The organism is Variovorax sp. CAN15, assembly GCF_030462475.1.
GTDB lineage: Bacteria > Pseudomonadota > Gammaproteobacteria > Burkholderiales > Burkholderiaceae_C > Variovorax.
This window is the reverse complement of sequence record NZ_JASMRZ010000066.1, coordinates 15,240-32,462: the sequence shown is the minus strand read 5'-3', so window position 1 is coordinate 32,462 and position 17,223 is coordinate 15,240. Positions and strand designations below refer to the sequence as shown.

Below are 17,223 nucleotides of genomic sequence, written 5' to 3'. Positions count from 1 at the left end.
AGCTCGGGCAGCGCCAGCAGGCGCGTCTTGCGCAGCGCCTGCACATCCACCAGCAGCCAGCGCGGATCGTCCTTCTTCGAGCCCGCGTCGTAGTAGGGCGACTTCGCATCGAACTGCGTCGGATCGGGCTTGATGCCCGAGGCCACCCGGCAGGACCTGCAGGAGATCGCCGCGCGGCTCGCGGCCTCCATCGACGCGGTCACGCGCGCAGCAGCGGCGCGCTGAGCGCCACCACTTTCCCGTCCGTCCGTTTCCTTCCCCCCACCCACCGTTCCGAGGAGCGTTCCATGCCCAAGCTTCGTCCGCTGTTTTCCTTCGCCGCCGTGCTTGCGGCCGCGCTCATGCCCTTCGCCGCCGCGCAGGCGCAGGAGAACGACACGCTCGCCAAGATCAAGGCCAGCGGCTCCATCACCTTCGGCTACCGGGAGTCGTCCTTCGGCTTCTCCTACCTCGACGGCAATCTCAAGCCCGTGGGCTACAGCATCGAGATCTGCAACCGCATCGTCGAAGCGGTGAAGAGCGAGCTGAAGATGCCGGCTGTCGAGATCAAGTACCAGGCCGTCACTTCGGCCAACCGCATTCCGCTGGTGCAGAACGGCACGGTCGACATCGAGTGCGGTTCCACCACCAATCTCGTCGAGCGCCAGAAGCTGGTGGCTTTCTCGCCGGACATCTTCCGCTACAACGTGCGCATGCTGGTGAAGGCCGATTCGGGCATCAGGAGCATCGCCGACCTGCAGGGCAAGACGGTGGCCACCACCAGCGGCACCACCTCGTTCCGCCTGCTGCGCGAGGCCGACCGGGGCCGCAGCCTGGAGGTGACCAACCTCGCGGGCAAGGACCACAGCGACTCCTTCCTGCTGGTGGAAAGCGGCCGCGCCCAGGCCTTCGTGCTCGACGACATCCTGCTGGCCGGCCAGATCGCGAACGCGCGCAGCCCCAGGGACTTCATCATCACCGGCGAAAGCCTGCGCACCGAGAACCAGTCGCTGATGTTCCGCAAGGACGATCCGGCCTTCAAGGCGCTGGTCGACCGCGTGGTCTCGGGCATGATGAAGTCGGGCGAGATGGAGAAGCTCTATGCCAGGTGGTTCATGTCGCCGATTCCGCCCAAGGGCATCAACATCAACTACCCGCTGAATGCCGAGACGAAGGACGCTTTCGCCAATCCCTCCTCCAAGGGCATCTGAGCGCCACTGCCTGAATCCATGACCCGCATTGCCTTGATCCACGCGCTCTCGCATTCCGTCGCGCCCATCAACGAAGCCTTCGCGCGCGACTGGCCCGAGGCCGTGCGCATGAACCTGCTCGACGACAGCCTCTCGGCCGACCTGGCGCGCGAGGGCAAGGGGCTCGACGCGGCGATGCACGAGCGCTTCCAGCGCCTCGCGCGGTACGCGGTCGACACCGGTGCGCAGGGCATTCTCTTCACCTGCTCGGCCTTCGGGCCGTGCATCGAGGCGGTGGCGCGGCGGCATGCGGGCATTCCGGTGCTCAAGCCCAACGAGGCCATGATCGACGAGGCAATGCAAGGGGAGGGCAGGCTGGGCCTCATCGCCACTTTCGCGCCCACGCTGGCGTCGATGCCGCCGGAGTTCCCGCAGGGCATGGCGCTCGAAACCGCGCTGGCCGAAGGCGCGCTCGACGCGCTGAACGCGGGCGACGTGCAACGCCACGACGCGCTCATCGCCGCCCAGGCCGCGGCACTGCGCGAGCGCGGCTGCACGCGCATCGCGCTCGCGCAGTTCAGCATGGCGCGCTCGCGCGCGGCCTGCGTGGCGGCCAGCGGGCTGCCGGTGCTCACCACGGTCGACAGTGCGGTGCGCGCGCTGCGCCGCCGCACCGGTGCGGGCTCTTCAGCGTAGGCGCGAGAACTCGATCACCGAGAACAGCGCCGTCATCGCGATCTGCGCCGCGTCGCTGCGCCCGAGGTTGCGGGTGAGGCCGGTTTCGCGGTCGGTGGCTTCCAGGCCCTGCGACAGGCGCCGGTAGATGTCGGCCGAAGGCATGCTCGCCGAGGTGCCCAGCGCATCGCAGTAGGTGTCGGCGAGCACGGCCGCGAGCTGCTCGCTCTGCTCGTTCGACAGCTTCATCGGATCGCCGGTGAACACCGAGGCGATGCAGTGCATCAGGTAGGCCTGTGTTTCGAGCGAGAACGACTGTTGCCGCACGTAGCATTCGACGGCGGCCMAGAACAACGGCTCGGAAGTGCGGCGCCAGCTTTCGAGCACCTTTCGCGCTTTGGCCACCAGGTCGGCGTGCGTGTCGCCGGGCTCGGTGGGGCGCAGCGCCAGCCCCTGCAGGGTGAGCGCGGCTTCCGAGCCGGCCGCGCCGAGGATGAAGCTCCAGAACTTCCAGCGCGCGTACCACTTCTTGTCATGCGCGGGGTCCAGCGGCTCGAGCAGCCAGAAATCGATGCTCTGCACCGCGTCGCCGCGCTGCTCGGCCACGTTGCCGTCGCCCAGGTCGAGCGCCGCCATGCCCGACTGCATGCGGTCGGCCGCGATGTGGCCCTGCGCGACGATGCCCGCGCTGGAGCCCGAGAAGTCGATGTCGCGCAGCCGCTGCATCAACTGCTGCAGCTCGTGGGCCGACGCGCCGGTGGCCTCGGTGACCCGGCGCATCGAGGCGCGCTGCTCGCACTCGAGATCCTGGGCGTTCTTGCGGCGGTCTTCGCCGTGGTCATCGAAAGTCGACGCGTGTTCTTCGAGTCTGTCGCCGGGCGTGAACGTTCGCATTACCAAGGGCTCCTTCGGCATCACACATGCCTTTGCACACCCTCGACTGTGTGTCAATTCGACCTGCCTGAACATCACCGGAACAGGGGAGTCTGAGCCCGAGCTGACCAGCCCCCTCGCGATAATGGCCGCACTTGAAAGGACTACGCGTGGATATTGTTTTGCTGGCCAAGGCCGCCGTCATGGGCATCGTCGAAGGCCTCACCGAATTTCTGCCCATCTCTTCGACCGGCCACCTGATCCTTGCGGGTTCGCTGCTCGGCGGATTCGGCGACAACCGGGGCAAGGTCTTCGAAATTGCCATCCAGACCGGCGCGATCTTCGCGGTGATCCTGGTCTACTGGCAGAAGATCAGATCGACCGTCGTCGCACTGCCGCGGCAACCGAAGGCACAGCGCCTGGCGCTGAACATCTTCATCGGCTTCCTGCCCGCCGTGGTGCTGGGCCTGCTGTTCGGCAAGGTCATCAAGGCGCACCTGTTCATCCCGACCGTGGTGGCCAGCACCTTCATCATCGGCGGCTTCATCATCCTGTGGGCCGAGAAGCGTCCGCCCGGATCGATCCGCGTCGAGCATGTCGACGACATGACGCCGTGGGACGCGCTCAAGGTCGGCCTGGTGCAGTGCTTCGCGATGATCCCGGGCACCAGCCGCAGCGGCTCGACCATCATCGGCGGCATGCTGCTGGGCCTCTCGCGCCAGGCGGCGACCGACTTCTCGTTCTTCCTGGCCATCCCGACGCTGATCGGTGCCGGCGTCTACAGCGTCTACAAGGAGCGCGCGGCGCTGTCGATGGCCGACGTGCCGCTGTTCGCGGTGGGGCTGGTGTTCTCGTTCATCAGCGCGTGGCTGTGCGTGCGCTGGCTGCTGCGCTACATCAGCAGCCACAGCTTCACGCCGTTCGCGTGGTATCGCATCGCGTTCGGCATCGTGGTGCTGGTCACTGCGTGGACCGGCACGGTGGTCTGGGCGGACTGATCCGGTTTCAGCTCGCGGCGCCCAGCAGGGCGCTCGCGGCTGCGGCTTCCTGCCGCACCGCCGCGGCGATGGGTCCGTCGATCGACGGATCGAAGCCGCCCGTGGCACCCAGCGCGGTGATCACGGCGCAGACCCTCCCCGCATAGTCGTACACCGGCGCCGCCACGGCGCTGATGCCGCGCAGGTAGGTGTCCCTGACGCTCGCGCAACGCGCCTGCCGCACCTCGTGGCGCAGCTGGCCGATCGGATCCTTCGCGTCGAGCTGCGCGCGCATCTCCGGCGTGGCATCGGCCAGCTCCTGCTCGGCCAGCGCCAGCACGCGCGACTCGTCGAGCAGCCCCAGGAAGGCCCGGCCGGTGGCCGACCACAGCATCGACATCACCGAGCCGGCGCGCACGTTCACCGTCACCGGCAGGCCCGGCTCCTCGAAGCGCACGATGGTCGGGCCCTTGTTTCCCATCACCGCCACGAAGCAGGTCACCTCCAGCGATTCGCGCAGGCGGATCAGGCAGGGCTCGGCCGCCCGGATCGGATCGGCCTGGCGCATGGCGGCCAGGCCGATCTGGATGGCTTCGGTGCCCAGGTAGTAGTGCTGCGAGGCGGCGTCCTGCAGCACGAGGCCCGCTTCCATCAGGCTCGCGAGGTAGCGGTGCACCTTGGCGGGGCTCTCGGCGACGTGCGCCGACAGCGCGGTCAGGCTGCTGCGCCCGCCCAGGTGCGCCAGCCCCTTGAGCACGGACATGCCGGTCTCGGCGGACTGCACGCGCTGGCGGCGTTCGCGGGTGGGAGGAGAGGAGGGCTCGGATTCCGTGGACTGCGTCATGAAGGCTGGATGTTAGGTGCTCGCACGATGGGGTCGGGTAAACCCGCGATCCGATAATTACGCTATGCGTATGATAATTACGCAATACACAAAATCCGGTACGGAGACTCCCTCATGAAGAAGCACATCGCCCGCTGCCTCGCGGTTCTTTCCCTGGCTGCCGTCGCCGCCAGCGCCGGCGCACAGCAGGCCTATCCCGCCAAGCCGATCCGCTGGATCGTCCCCTACGCGGCCGGCGGCGGTTCCGACTTCCTTGCGCGCACGGTGGCGCAGACGCTGTCCACCCAGGTCGCGCAGCCGGTGCTGGTGGACAACAAGCCGGGCGGCAACACCGCGCTGGCCGCTTCCGAAACCGCGCGCGCGGCGGCCGACGGCTACACCGTGCTCTCCGCGGACAACGGCACGCTGGTGTTCAACCCCGCGCTCTACAAGTCGCTGAGCTACAGCCCCACGAAAGACCTGGCGCCCGTCACGCTGATGGGCAAGTTCCCGATGATCCTGGTCGTCGGCGCGAACTCGGGCTTCAGTTCGGCCAAGGACTTCATCGCCCAGGCCCGGGCCAGGCCCGGCGGCATCAACTACGCCTCGGCCGGCGCGGGCAGCCCGCACCACCTGGCCATGGAGCTGCTGAAGGTGGAGGCCAAGCTCTTCATGGTGCACGTGCCGTACCGCGGCGCGGCGCCCGCGCTGGCCGACGTGGTCGGCGGGCAGCTGCCGGCCATGATGGTCGACCTGGCCGCGGGCTCCGGCTTCATCAAGGGCGGCAAGGTGCGCGCGCTGGCCGTGGCCAACCCCACGCGCCTGCCGCAGCTGCCCGACGTGCCCACCTTCGCCGAGCTGGGCTACAAGAACGTCGAGGCCGCCGCGCTGGTCGGCGTGGTGGTGCCCTCGGCCACGCCGGCCGACGTGGTGAACACGCTCAACCGCCAGCTGGTCGCCGCCATCAACGAGCCCTCGGTGCGCACGCGCATGGTCGACTTCGGCGTGGAGCCGGTGGGCAACACGCCCGCGCAATACGCCGAGTTGCTGAAGAACGAGACGGTGCGCTGGCACAAGCTGATCCGCGACCTGAAGATCACCCTCGACTGAAGCTGCCCGCCATGTCCGATACCGCCACGTCCTCGCACACCTCCGGCTGTCCCGTCGCGCACGGGGCGCCGTCCTCCGGGCGCACGCCCACCGGCTGCCCGGTGAGCCAGCGCGCCGCCGGCTTCGACCCCTTCGAGGACGGCTACCAGCAGGACCCGCCCGAGTACGTGCGCTGGGCGCGCGAGCAGGAGCCCATCTTCTACAGCCCCAAGCTGGGCTACTGGGTGCTCACGCGCTACGAGGACATCAAGGCGGTGTTCCGCGACAACATCACCTTCAGCCCCTCGATCGCGCTCGAGAAGATCACGCCCACCGGCGAGGAGGCCAACGCGGTGCTGGCCTCCTACGGCTTCGCGCTCAACCGCACGCTGGTGAACGAGGACGAGCCCGCCCACATGCCGCGCCGCCGCGCGCTGATGGACCCGTTCACGCCCGAGGCGCTGAAGCACCACGAGCCCATGGTGCGCGAACTGGCGCGCGAGTACGTCGACCGCTTCATCGACGACGGCCGCGCCGACCTCGTCGACCAGATGCTGTGGGAAATTCCGCTCACGGTGGCGCTGCACTTCCTCGGCGTGCCCGAGGAAGACATGGACACGCTGCGCAAGTACTCCATCGCGCACACCGTCAACACCTGGGGGCGTCCGAAGCCCGAGGAGCAGGTGGCCGTGGCGCACGCGGTGGGCAACTTCTGGCAGTACGCCGGCAAGGTGCTGGCCAAGATGCGGCAGGACCCCGACGCGCCCGGCTGGATGCAGTACGGCATCCGCAAGCAGATGCTCCACCCCGAGGTGGTGACCGACTCGTACCTGCACTCGATGATGATGGCCGGCATCGTCGCCGCCCACGAGACCACCGCCAACGCCACCGCCAACGCGGTGAAGCTGCTGCTGCAGCACCCGCAGGTGTGGCGCGAGCTGTGCGAGGACCCGGGGCTCATTCCCAACGCGGTGGAAGAGTGCCTGCGCCACAACGGCTCGGTGGCCGCGTGGCGCCGCATGGTCACGCAAGACACTCAGGTCGGCGGCGTCGACCTGCCGGCGGGCTCGCGCCTGCTGATCGTCACCTCGTCGGCCAACCACGACGAGGGGCATTTTTCCGATGCCGACCTGTTCGACATCCGCCGCGACAACGCCAGCGACCATCTCACCTTCGGCTACGGCTCGCACCAGTGCATGGGCAAGAACCTGGCGCGCATGGAGATGCAGATCTTCCTGGAGGAGTTCACGCGCCGTCTGCCGCACATGCGGCTTTCCGAACAGCGCTTCACCTACGTGCCGAACACCTCCTTCCGCGGCCCCGAGCACCTGTGGGTGGAATGGGACCCGGCCGCCAACCCCGAGCGCGCGAACCCCGGCCTGCGCGACGTGCGCGTGCCGGTGCGCATCGGCGAGCCTTCGGCGCACGCCATCGCGCGGCCCGTGGTGGTGCAGGCCGTGACGCCCGTGGCCGAGGGCATCGTCAGGCTGCGCCTCGTGTCGCCCGACGGCAAGCCGCTGCCGCGCTGGACGGCCGGCTCGCACATCGACGTGGAATGCGGCACGCCCGAGCTGTCGCGACAGTACTCGCTGTGCGGCGACCCGGACGACGCGGGCGCCTTCGAGATCGCCGTGCTGCACGAGCCCGAGGGGCGCGGCGGCTCGGCCTGGGTGCATGGCAGCGTGAAGGCGGGCGACCGGCTGCGCATCCGCGGCCCGCGCAACCACTTCAGGCTCGACGAGTCGCTGAAGAAGGCGATCTTCATCGCCGGCGGCATCGGCATCACGCCGGTGAGTGCGATGGCGCGGCGCGCGAAGGCGCTGGGCATGGACTACGAGCTGCACTACAGCGGCCGCAGCCGCAGCAGCATGGCCTTCGTCGACGAACTCGCCGCGCTGCATGGCGAGCGGCTGCACCTGCACATTGCCGGTGAGGGCCGGCGCAACGACCTACGGGCGCTGCTCGCGCAGCCGGTGCCCGGCGCGCAGGTGTATGCCTGCGGCCCGCTGCGCATGCTCGAGGCGCTGGAAGACTGCTGCGCCGCCTGGCCCGAGGGAGCGCTGCGCGTGGAGCATTTCGAATCCACGCTGGCCACGCTCGATCCGTCGAAGGAACATGCCTTCGAGGTGGAGCTGAAGGATTCCGGCCTCGTCCTCACGGTGCCGCCCGACCAGACCTTGCTGACGGCCCTGCGCGCCGCGAACGTCGACGTGCAGAGCGATTGCGAGGAAGGCCTGTGCGGCTCCTGCGAGGTGCGCGTGCTCTCCGGCAAGGTCGATCACCGCGACGTGGTGCTCACGCGGCTGGAGCGCGACGCCAACACCAAGATGATGGCCTGCTGCTCGCGTGCCTGCGAAGGGCGGCTGGTGCTGGAGCTCTGATCAGACTGCCAGCGGCATTCGCAGCGCGACTTGCGTTTCGCCCGGGCGCGACTGCAGCAGCAGCTCCGCGCCCAGCCGGCGCGCCCGCGTGCGCAGGTTGCGCAGGCCCGCGCCGGCCGTCTGGCCCTCGACCTCGAAGCCGCGCCCGTCGTCGCGCACGCTGAGCCGCAGATCGGCGCCATCGCGCGCCACCGTCACGTCCACCCGGCGGCTCGCGCTGTGCTTGAGCACGTTGGTCAGCGCCTCCTGCAGGAAGCGCATCAGGTCCAGGCTCTGCGAGGGCGGCAGCTCCAGCGTGTCGATGCCCGACACCTGCCAGCGGCAGTCGATGCCGTTGGCGTCCAGCAGTTGCGCGCTGCGGTGGCGCATCGGCGCCAGCAACTCGCCCAGGGCGCGGGTGCCGTCGTCGCGGCCGGTGGCGTCGATGATGAGCCGCAGGTCGTCGCGCAGGCGCTTGAGCATCGCCAGCAGCTCGGGCGCGCCGAGGTTCCCGGGCTTGCGCTCCAGCGTTGCGATGCTGCCCACCAGCATGCCGCCCAGCCCGTCGTGCAGGTCGCTCACCAGGTTCACGCGCTCGCCGATGCGCGCATGGGCCAGCTCCAGCGCATGCTGCTGCGCCAGCGTGGCGGCCAGCTCGGCCTTGGCCGCGTTCACTTCCTCGATCAGCTCGGTGTTGAAGTTCTCGATGCGCCGCAGGCTCTGCGCGAAGCGCGCCGCCTGCGTGAGCGCCATGCCCAGCAGCAGCACGTACGACGACATGTTGGTGTAGTAGACGTTGCTGTCGATCACCTGCGTGAACACCAGCAGGTCGTGCGCGCCCGTCACGGCCGAGATCGCCATGAAGGGCGCGATGGAGCGCACCGGGCTGCCGCGATGGCGCCAGCCGTACACCAGGGCGCAGCTGTTCACCACGATGACCGTGAGGCCCCCCACCAGCGTCCAGATGGCCCTGTGCGCCGCCAGCGACGGCTCGGGCGCCAGCCACAGGTCGAGCACGCCGGCCGCCGCCACCAGCGCGGCCGCGCCTTCGAGCCGTGGCAGGCGGCGCCCGCAGTAGCGCAGCACGAACAGCAGGTACGACACGCTGAACACCAGCAGCAGCGAGGTGTTGAGCGCCTGCCAGTGATGGTTGGAGCTGAAAGGCCAGGGGCTGGTTGCGATCTGGTTGTAGGCGAACAGCAGCCACAGCACCGACATCGCCGCGAACCAGCCATAGGCCGTCTCGCGCCGGCGCAGCCACCACCAGGCGGCGAAGAAGGCCGAGACTGCCGCGCTGACCGCGAGGCCCAGCACCTGCAGGTCGTGCCGCACCAGCCGCTCGCGCTCGAAGCGCGACTGCATCGCCGCCGGTTCGCCGATCTCGACCGGCCCCAGTCCCGCCTGGTAGGGCGCCAGCCCCGAGACGCGCACCAGCAGGGTGTTGGTGCCTGGCTTCAGCAGCGGCGGCGCCAGCAGCCAGTAGCGCGGCGTGTTCCAGGCGCGGGTGAGCGGCTCGACCAGGCTCTGGTCGCGCGAAATCGTCGTGCCGTTGAGCGACACCTCGCCGGCCATGTTCAGGTAGTGCAGCAGCAGGCCCGCTTCACGCAGCTGTTCGGGCTGCTCCCAAGTGAGGCGATACCAGACCACGCCGTCGAAGCCGGCCCAGCGCGCGGCCCAGCTGTCGGGCAGGGCGACGGGCGTCCAGCCCTCGGCGGGCGGGGCGGTGTCGCCCCAGCCAGTGCCGCGCACGGCCTCCACGCGCAGCGCGGGAGCGGCGAGCTCTTCAGCGGCGAAGGCCGGGCCGACTGCAAAGAGCAGAAAAAGCAGCGCGCCCGTCAGCGCAGCAAGCCATGCCTTCGCGCCTCGAAGACGGCTTCGGTGCGCGAACTCACAGCCAGCTTGCGGTAGATGTTCTTGGTGTGGCATTCCACGGTCAGTCTGGAGATCGAGAGCGATTCGGCCATGTCGCGGTTGCTCAGGCCTTGCGAGACGAGCTCCAGTATCTTGCGTTCCCGGCGCGTGAGCGCGGCCGGTGCTTCCCCGGATGCCTGCACCGCCGTTTCGGCCGGCGGCGGCTGGTGCGTCGCCAGCCAGGCGAGGATGTGGCGCGCGATGCTCGGGTCGATGGGCGCGCCGCCCTGTTCGATGCTGCGCAGCGCAATGCCCAGTTCGATGTCGTCGCGCTCCTTCAGCAGGTAGCCGATGGCGCCCGCGCGCAGGGCCGCGAAGATGATTTCCTCCGTGCGCCAGGCCGAGATCACCACCGCCGGAACGCCCGGGTGGTGCGCCTGCAGCCAGCCGATGAGTTCCACGCCGCTGCCGTCGGGCAGGCCGATGTCCACCAGCACCACGCCGTAGCCCTGTTCGTCCAGCAGCTGCCGGGCGCCGGCGACGCTGTCGGTCACCGATATGCGGTTCTCGTCGCAGCCGAGGGTGGAGAGCACGTAGCGCAGGCGCTCCTGCATGGCCGGGTCGTCCTCGACGATCAGCGTGGGGCTCAGCGAAACGGGTTCGGCGTCTTCGGTGGAAGGAGGGGGCATGCGTCGGATTCTTGGGGCGGCACGGTGAGCCGGGCGCGAGGTATTTATCTATTTTCCAGACTTGTTGCCAACTATTGCCGCGCAGGCCTGCACATGATCAGGTACGCCGAATTCGTGACCGGCTCCAGGTGCTCCGCCTCGCCGTGGAAGCCCAGCCGCTCGTAGAAGGCCACGCTGCGCGGCGTGAAGGTTTCCAGGAAGCAGGGCGCGTCCGCCGCGTCGGCCTCGGCCAGCGTGGGCGCCAGCAGCTGCGCGCCCAGCCCGCGCCCTTGCGCATCGGGGGAGATGCCGAGGATCGACAGGTACCACGCATGCGCGGGCACCACGGCCGGCGAGCGGGCGGCCATGAAGTCGACGATGCGGCGGTAGTTGTCGTTGCCTCTCGGGCCCAGCGTGGCGGCGAGGTATTCGCTTTTCGCGGCCGACTCGGCCGTGTCGACGGCCTCGCTGCGCGGCAGCAGCCAGGCCGCGGCGCCGAGGCGGGCGTTTTCGGTGGCCAGAAAGCGGCCGGTGCGCGCGGCTTCGCCCAGCGAGTAGGCGAAGTAGTCGGCGAGCACCGCCTTGCGTCGAGGCATGTCGTGCTCGTGGTCGACCGAGATCGCGAGGTAGAAAGGATCGACGATCAGTGCGTCGGCCAGCGCGGGCGCTGACGGGAAATCGGGCTGCATGCGGGATCGGCAGGGTTCAGGATTGGTCCGGGCGATTCTAGGCAGCCGCCCCCCGGCCGCGCCCCGCATGCCTGCGGCTGCTACCCGCTTGTCCTTCGCTCCCGCTCAGCCAAACCCGCACCGGCAGGCGCCGCGACCGCACGCTCGGCAAAATCGGACGCACTTTCCTCGACGAACAAGAAACGGAGCAATGCGAATGACGCTGGCAATGAGCTGGAGCGAATGGGCCCAGCACGATGGCATCGGCCTGGCCGAACGGGTGCGCAAGGGCGACGTGAGCGCGGCGGAGCTGGCCGCGCAGGCGGCCGCCGGCATCGCTAGGCTCGATCCGCAGCTCGACGCGGTCGTCGAAGTCTTCGAAGACGTGGTCGCCGATCCGCTGAAGGACGGCATGAACCCCGAGGGCATCTTCGCGGGCCTGCCCTACCTGATGAAGGACCTGGGCCCCACGCTGAAGGGCCGGCTGCAGGAGTTCGGCTCGATGATGATGCAGGGCCACCGCCCGACGGCCGACAGCTTTCTCACACAGCAGCTGCGCAAGGCGGGGCTGAACATCGTGGGCCGCAGCACCACGCCGGAGTTCGGCGTGTGCAGCTCGGCGGAGAACGCCTTCCACGTCACGCGCAATCCCTGGGACCTCGAATACACCACCTGCGGCTCGTCGGCCGGCACGGCGGCGATCGTGGCCGCGGGCGTTCTGCCGCTGTCGCATGCCACCGACGGCGGCGGCTCCATCCGCATTCCGGCGGGCGTGAACGGCAACATCGGGCTGAAGGTGTCGCGCGGCGTGTTCTCGCTGGCGCCGGGGCTGTCCGATCTTTCGGGGCTGGTGTCGATCCAGGGCTGCCACAGCCGCACCGTGCGCGACACGGCCGCCTTCGTCGACCACTGCCGCGGCGGCGCGCCCGGCGAGTTCATGCCCTTCTGGTCGCCGGCCGAGCCGTACAGCGAGCTCATCCGGCGCGACCCGGGCCGCCTGCGCATCGCTCTGTCGCACGAGTGGGGCGACTTCCGTGCAACGCCGCATTTCGTGGCCGAGCTGGAGCGTGTCGGCAAGTTTCTCGAAGGGCTGGGCCACCACGTCGAATGGGTGCTGCCCGAGGTCGACTTCAAGGCCGCCTTCGACGCCCAGACCACCTGCTACATCAGCAACTTCGCGCAGGTCATCGACGGCCACCTGCACCGGCTGGGGCTGGAGCGCCCGCCGGCCGAGCTGCTGGAGCCGATCAACATCAAGATCTGGGAAGCGGGACTGCACACCTCGTACACCGAGCGCGCGAAGATGCAGGCGGTGTTCAACACCACCTCGCGCGCCTTCGGCGACTTCTTCCAGCGCTGGGACATCATCCTCACGCCCGTCACCGCGCTGCCCACGCCCAAGGTGGGCACCAGCGAGTACCTCACGACCAGCACGAACCCCTCGGTATACGACTGGTTCGCCAACCTCTGGCAGAACTTCGCGTACACGCCGCTGGCCAACCTGTGCGGCATGCCGGGCATCTCGCTGCCGATGGCCGAGCAGGAAAACGGCCTGCCGCTGGGCATCCAGGCGCAGGCGGCGCAGGCGAACGACGGGCTGCTGCTGCAGCTGGCCGCGCAGATCGAGCGGGCGCTGGGCGGCAAGTGGAATGCGGGGCGCCGGCCGGGAGTGCACGTCACCCAGGTGTGACGGGCTGCTTTCCCGTCAGAGCAGGTTGCGCAGCGCGGCCTCGATGGCCGCTGCGGTGGCCAGCGGCTTTTCCATCGGGAAGAGGTGCGTGCCGTCCATCATGGCGATGCGGCCCCTGGTGACCTTCTGGGTCATCGCCATGCCCACGCGCTTCATCTCGGCCGACTGGCGCCCGCCGATGAAGGCCGCCTTGCACTTGAGCGGGTGCGCGCGCAGCAGTGCGCCGAGGTTGTGGGGCAGGGTGTTGTAGATGGCGGTCTCGACGTCGCGGTCGAAGCTCAGGGCGCGGGCGTCCTGTGCGTCGAAGGTGCCGTGGTCGATGTAGTCGTGCAGCACCTGCTCGTCCCACTTCGCGAAGGCCTTCTTGGCGCGGAAGTGCTCGAACACCGCCTCGCGGTGCTCCCAGCTGTTCTTGCGCTTGCGGCTGATGGCGCCGGGCGACACGCTCTTCATGAGCGGCGTGCGCTTGACCATGTTGAGCGTGTTCGCGCGCCAGCCGCCGAGGATGGGCGAGTCGATCAGCACCACGCCGCGCGCCAGCTCGGGGTGCTGTGCGGCGCACATCAGGCTCAGGAATCCGCCGAGCGAATGGCCGATCAGGAACGCCGGGCCGCCCGCGCGGTCGGCGCGCGCCTTCGCGAAGTCGGCCAGCTGCTGCACCAGGTGCGGCCAGTTGTCGGTGACTGGGTACTTCGGGTCGTGCCCGAATTTCTCGATGGCATCGACCTCGAAGCCGCGGTTGCGCAGGCTGTCGAGGACGACGCGGTAGGTGCTCGCGGGAAAGCTGTTGCCGTGCGAGAAGACGACGGGTGGCACGGCTTCCTTAGATGAGCTTTTCGTCGGGGGTAGAGATCTTGCGCAGCGGGCTGTGGCGCGTGGCCGGCATCTTCAGCGGATGCTCGGTATGGGCGTCGTCCCAGACCGGGTCCTCGATGCTGTCGAACACCTCGCGCAGCTTCTGGCCCCAGCTGTTGTGCACCATGCGGTAGTAGGGGTTGTCGGCGTCGATGCAGATCACGCGGTCGGTTTCGAGCTTGTTGGCCTCGTACACCACCAGGTCGAGCGGCAGGCCGACCGAGAGGTTCGACTTCATGGTCGAGTCCATCGACACAAGAGCGCACTTGGCGGCCTCGTCCAGCGGGGTCTCGGGCGTGAGCACGCGGTCGAGCACGGGTTTGCCGTATTTCGACTCGCCGACCTGGAAGTAGGGCGTCTCGGTGGTGGCTTCGATGAAGTTGCCGGCCGCGTAGACCAGGAAGAGGCGCATGCCTTCGCCCTTGACCTGCCCGCCGAAGATGAAGGACACGTTGAAGTCCAGCCCCGCGTGCTTCAGCGCCTCGGCATCGCGGTCGTACACATGGCGCACCGCCGAACCCAGCACGCGCGCGGCATCGAACATGCTCTTCGCGTTCCAGATGGTGATGGGGTCGCCCTGGGTGCCGTCATCGCGGGTTTCGCGCAGCTCCTCGATCTGGAGGATTTCGCGCACCGACTGCGAAATGCTCAGGTTGCCCGACGACAGCAGCACCATGACGCGGTCGCCCGGCTGCTCGTAGACGATCATCTTGCGGAAAGTGCTGATGTGGTCCACGCCCGCGTTGGTACGCGAGTCGGAGAGAAACACCAGGCCGGCGTTGAGTTTGATGCCTACGCAGTAAGTCATGGGTTCAGGTTCATCTGGCATGAACTGTGCCGGGTCATGCGGCGCCGAGTTCACGTTTGTTCAGTTTCTGAAGGGCATACAAGGCATCGAGGGCCTCGCGCGGGCTCATCGTGTCGGGGTCGAGCGCGGCCAGCGCGGATTCTACGGCGCTGGCCATGGGTGTTTCGGCCACCGGAGGCGGAGCGAACAGGTCGACCTGTGCACGAGTTTGCGCATGTTGCGATTCAAGTGCCTCCAGCGCCTGCCGCGCATGGTTGACCACCGCCGCAGGCATGCCCGCGAGCCGGGCCACCTGGATGCCGTAGCTCTTGCTGGCCGGGCCGGGTTGCATTTCGTGCAGGAACACGATGTCGCGGCCCGCCTCGGTGGCGCTCACGTGCATGTTCACCGCGCCGTGGTGCGTGGCCGGGAACTCGGTCAGCTCGAAATAGTGCGTGGCGAACAGCGTGAAGGCCTTGCTGCGGTCGTGCAGCTGGGCCGCGATGCCGGCGGCCAGCGCCAGCCCGTCGAAGGTGCTGGTGCCGCGGCCGATCTCGTCCATCAGCACCAGCGACTGCGCCGTGGCGCTGTGCAGGATCTGCGCTGCTTCCGTCATTTCGAGCATGAAGGTCGACTGCGCGTTGGCCAGGTCGTCCGCCGCGCCGATGCGGGTGTGGATGGCGTCGATGGGCCCGAGCCGGCAGGCGGCCGCCGGCACGTGCGAGCCGATGGAGGCCAGCAGCACGATGATGGCCACCTGCCGCATGTAGGTCGACTTGCCGCCCATGTTGGGGCCGGTGATGACCTGCATGCGCTGCTGCGGCCCGAGCTGCGTGTCGTTGGCGATGAAGCCGCCCGACGACTTCTCGGCCAGCCGCGCCTCCACCACCGGGTGGCGGCCCTGCTGGATCTCGATGCAGGGGTGCGACACGAAGCTGGGCGCGCGCCAGTGCAGCGTGTGCGAGCGCTCGGCCAGCGCGCACAGCGCGTCGAGCGTGGCAATGCCGCCGGCGAGCTGCGTGAGCGCGGGCACCGAGGGCTGCAGCGCGTCGAGCAGCTGCTCGTAGAGCCACTTCTCGCGGGCCAGCGCGCGGTCTTGCGCGCTCAGGGCCTTGTCCTCGAAGGCCTTCAGCTCGGGCGTGATGAAGCGCTCGGCGTTCTTCAGCGTCTGGCGGCGGCGGTAGTTGTCGGGCACCTTGGAGAGCGCGCTCTGCGTCACCTCGATGTAGAAGCCGTGCACGCGGTTGAACTGCACCCGCAGGTTGCTGATGCCGGTGCGCTCGCGCTCGCTGATCTCGAGCTTGAGCAGGAAGTCGTCGCAGTTCTCGCTGATGGCGCGCAGCTCGTCGAGCTCGGCGTCGTGGCCGGTGGCGATCACGCCGCCGTCGCGCACCAGCGCGGACGGGTCGGGCTTGATGGCGCTGGTCAGCAGGGCGGCGCAGCCCGGCGGCGGGGCGAGCCGCTCGGCGATCTGGGCGAGCAGCGCCGACGAGCCCGGCAGCAGCGGCGCGAGCTGCTCCGCCTTCAAAAGCGCGAGCTGCAGTGCCAGCAGTTCGCGCGGGCGCACCTGGCGAAGCGCGATGCGCGCGGCGATGCGTTCCACGTCGCTGGTGTTCTTGAGCTGCTCGCGCAGCGAGCGCCAGGGCGCGGCGGTGGCGCCGGGCCCCGTGGCCTGCAGCGCGCCGATGGCTTCGAGCCGGCCCTGCGCCTCGGAGCGGTCGCGCCGGGGCGAGAGCAGCCAGCGCTTGAGCAGGCGGCTGCCCATGCCGGTCATGCAGGTGTCGAGCAGCGAGAACATGGTGGGCGAGTCTTCGCCGCGCAGCGTCTGCACCAGTTCGAGGTTGCGCCGCGTGGTGGGCGGCAGCTCGATCAGGTCGCCGTCGCGCTCCACCGACAGCCGCTGCACATGCGAGAGCGCCCGGCCCTGGGTGTGCTCGGCGTAGCCCAGCAGCGCAGCCGCCGCGGCGTGCGCATTGGCGAGCGATTCGGCATTCCAGGCCGCAAGGCTGTTGCTGCCCATCTGCTCGGCCAGCTTGCGCTCGCCCAGGCCGCCGTCGAACTGCCAGGCCGGGCGCAGCGAGAGCGTGAAGGGCGTGGCGGCGCGCGCGGCCTTCAGGCGCTGCTCGAAGGCGGGCGTGACTTCGGCGCTGTAGAGCAGTTCGCTGGGGCCGATGCGCGCGATCCAGGCTTCGAGCGCGTCGGCCGGGCACTCGGCCAGCCGCAGCTCGGCGCCGGTCACGCTGAGCCAGGCCAGCCCGCAGAAGTTGCGCGAGCCCGCGTGCACCGAGAGCAGCAGCGAATCGGCCTTGTCGTTGAGAAGCTCGGTGTCGGTCAGCGTGCCGGGCGTGACCACGCGCACCACCTTGCGCTCGACCGGCCCCTTGGCGGCGCCCACTTCGCCCACCTGCTCGCAGATGGCGACCGATTCGCCCAGCTTGATGAGCCGCGCCAGGTAGGTGTCGACCGAATGGAAGGGCACGCCGCACATCACCACCGGCTGGCCGGCCGACTGGCCGCGCTGGGTGAGCGTGATGTCGAGCAGGCGCGCGGCCTTCTCGGCGTCGGCCCAGAAGAGTTCGTAGAAATCACCCATCCGGTAGAACAGCAGGGTGTCCGGATGGTCGGCTTTCAGGCCCAGGTACTGGGCCATCATCGGCGTGTGCCCAGAGAGGTCTGTCTTGGTCATTTCAATCAGTTGCTTGCGATCCGTGCCGCCGGCGTGCGGGGCAGGTGAGGGA

At 69.0% G+C, this 17,223-nt stretch carries 14 protein-coding genes and 1 pseudogene; 6 read left to right on the top strand and 9 right to left on the bottom strand.

Annotated elements, in window-relative coordinates; translation table 11 throughout:
* Positions 1–149 (bottom strand): annotated as a pseudogene (locus tag QMO14_RS26440) (EVE domain-containing protein); the annotation flags it as partial.
* A gap of 138 nt (positions 150–287) precedes the next feature.
* Between QMO14_RS26440 and QMO14_RS26435 the strand changes: the two are divergent.
* Together QMO14_RS26435 and QMO14_RS26430 are read left to right on the top strand one after the other, a co-directional pair.
* Complete coding sequence (locus tag QMO14_RS26435; RefSeq protein ID WP_301510790.1) at positions 288–1,190, top strand: amino acid ABC transporter substrate-binding protein; 903 nt, start codon at positions 288–290, stop codon at positions 1,188–1,190.
* A gap of 18 nt (positions 1,191–1,208) precedes the next feature.
* Positions 1,209–1,865 (top strand): aspartate/glutamate racemase family protein, encoded by a 657-nt coding sequence (locus QMO14_RS26430; RefSeq protein WP_301510789.1) that lies wholly within the window; start codon positions 1,209–1,211, stop codon positions 1,863–1,865.
* Here QMO14_RS26430 and QMO14_RS26425 read toward each other — a convergent pair.
* The gene (locus tag QMO14_RS26425; protein ID WP_301510788.1) at positions 1,857–2,738 is read right to left on the bottom strand and encodes a hypothetical protein; all 882 of its coding nucleotides are present in this window, start codon (positions 2,736–2,738) and stop codon (positions 1,857–1,859) included. The two genes, QMO14_RS26430 and QMO14_RS26425, sit on opposite strands and share 9 nt — an antisense overlap.
* Before the next feature lie 149 nt (positions 2,739–2,887).
* On the opposite strand from QMO14_RS26425, the gene QMO14_RS26420 reads away from it, so the two are divergent.
* A complete protein-coding gene (locus QMO14_RS26420; protein ID WP_301510787.1) occupies positions 2,888–3,715 on the top strand; it encodes an undecaprenyl-diphosphate phosphatase in 828 nt (275 codons plus the stop codon).
* Positions 3,716–3,722: 7 nt separating this feature from the next.
* Here QMO14_RS26420 and QMO14_RS26415 read toward each other — a convergent pair whose 3' ends face one another.
* Complete coding sequence (locus QMO14_RS26415) at positions 3,723–4,538, bottom strand: IclR family transcriptional regulator (protein WP_301510786.1); 816 nt, start codon at positions 4,536–4,538, stop codon at positions 3,723–3,725.
* Positions 4,539–4,652: 114 nt separating this feature from the next.
* Between QMO14_RS26415 and QMO14_RS26410 the strand changes: the two genes are divergently transcribed.
* Positions 4,653–5,627, top strand: coding sequence for a tripartite tricarboxylate transporter substrate binding protein (locus QMO14_RS26410; protein WP_301510784.1), 975 nt, complete (start codon positions 4,653–4,655; stop codon positions 5,625–5,627).
* An 11-nt stretch (positions 5,628–5,638) separates the two neighbouring features.
* Entirely contained in the window at positions 5,639–7,987 is a 2,349-nt protein-coding gene (locus QMO14_RS26405) for a cytochrome P450/oxidoreductase (RefSeq protein WP_301510783.1), read from the top strand.
* Here the strand turns inward: QMO14_RS26405 and QMO14_RS26400 are convergent, their stop codons facing one another.
* The 3 genes from QMO14_RS26400 to QMO14_RS26390 form a co-directional block, all read right to left on the bottom strand.
* Positions 7,988–9,892, bottom strand: a complete 1,905-nt coding sequence (locus tag QMO14_RS26400) for an ATP-binding protein (protein ID WP_301510782.1) — start codon at positions 9,890–9,892, stop codon at positions 7,988–7,990. It abuts the gene before it with no gap.
* Complete coding sequence (locus QMO14_RS26395; protein ID WP_301510781.1) at positions 9,802–10,506, bottom strand: response regulator transcription factor; 705 nt, start codon at positions 10,504–10,506, stop codon at positions 9,802–9,804. The genes QMO14_RS26400 and QMO14_RS26395 overlap by 91 nt, the downstream gene beginning before the upstream one ends.
* Before the next feature lie 71 nt (positions 10,507–10,577).
* Positions 10,578–11,174, bottom strand: a complete 597-nt coding sequence (locus QMO14_RS26390) for an N-acetyltransferase (protein ID WP_301510780.1) — start codon at positions 11,172–11,174, stop codon at positions 10,578–10,580.
* Between the two features lie 196 nt (positions 11,175–11,370).
* Between QMO14_RS26390 and QMO14_RS26385 the strand changes: the two genes are divergently transcribed.
* The gene (locus QMO14_RS26385; RefSeq protein ID WP_301510779.1) at positions 11,371–12,843 is read left to right on the top strand and encodes an amidase; all 1,473 of its coding nucleotides are present in this window, start codon (positions 11,371–11,373) and stop codon (positions 12,841–12,843) included.
* 15 nt (positions 12,844–12,858) lie between these two features.
* On the opposite strand, the gene QMO14_RS26380 is transcribed toward QMO14_RS26385, so the two are convergent.
* From QMO14_RS26380 to mutS, 3 genes are read right to left on the bottom strand one after another with little or no spacing between them, the layout of a single operon-like run.
* A complete protein-coding gene (locus QMO14_RS26380) occupies positions 12,859–13,659 on the bottom strand; it encodes an alpha/beta fold hydrolase (RefSeq protein ID WP_301510778.1) in 801 nt (266 codons plus the stop codon).
* Between the two features lie 7 nt (positions 13,660–13,666).
* On the bottom strand, positions 13,667–14,506 hold the full coding sequence (locus QMO14_RS26375; protein WP_301510776.1) for a proteasome-type protease: 840 nt from the start codon (positions 14,504–14,506) through the stop codon (positions 13,667–13,669).
* Positions 14,507–14,540: 34 nt separating this feature from the next.
* Positions 14,541–17,171, bottom strand: a complete 2,631-nt coding sequence (gene mutS, locus QMO14_RS26370; protein ID WP_301510775.1) for a DNA mismatch repair protein MutS — start codon at positions 17,169–17,171, stop codon at positions 14,541–14,543.
* Positions 17,172–17,223 lie beyond the last annotated feature (52 nt).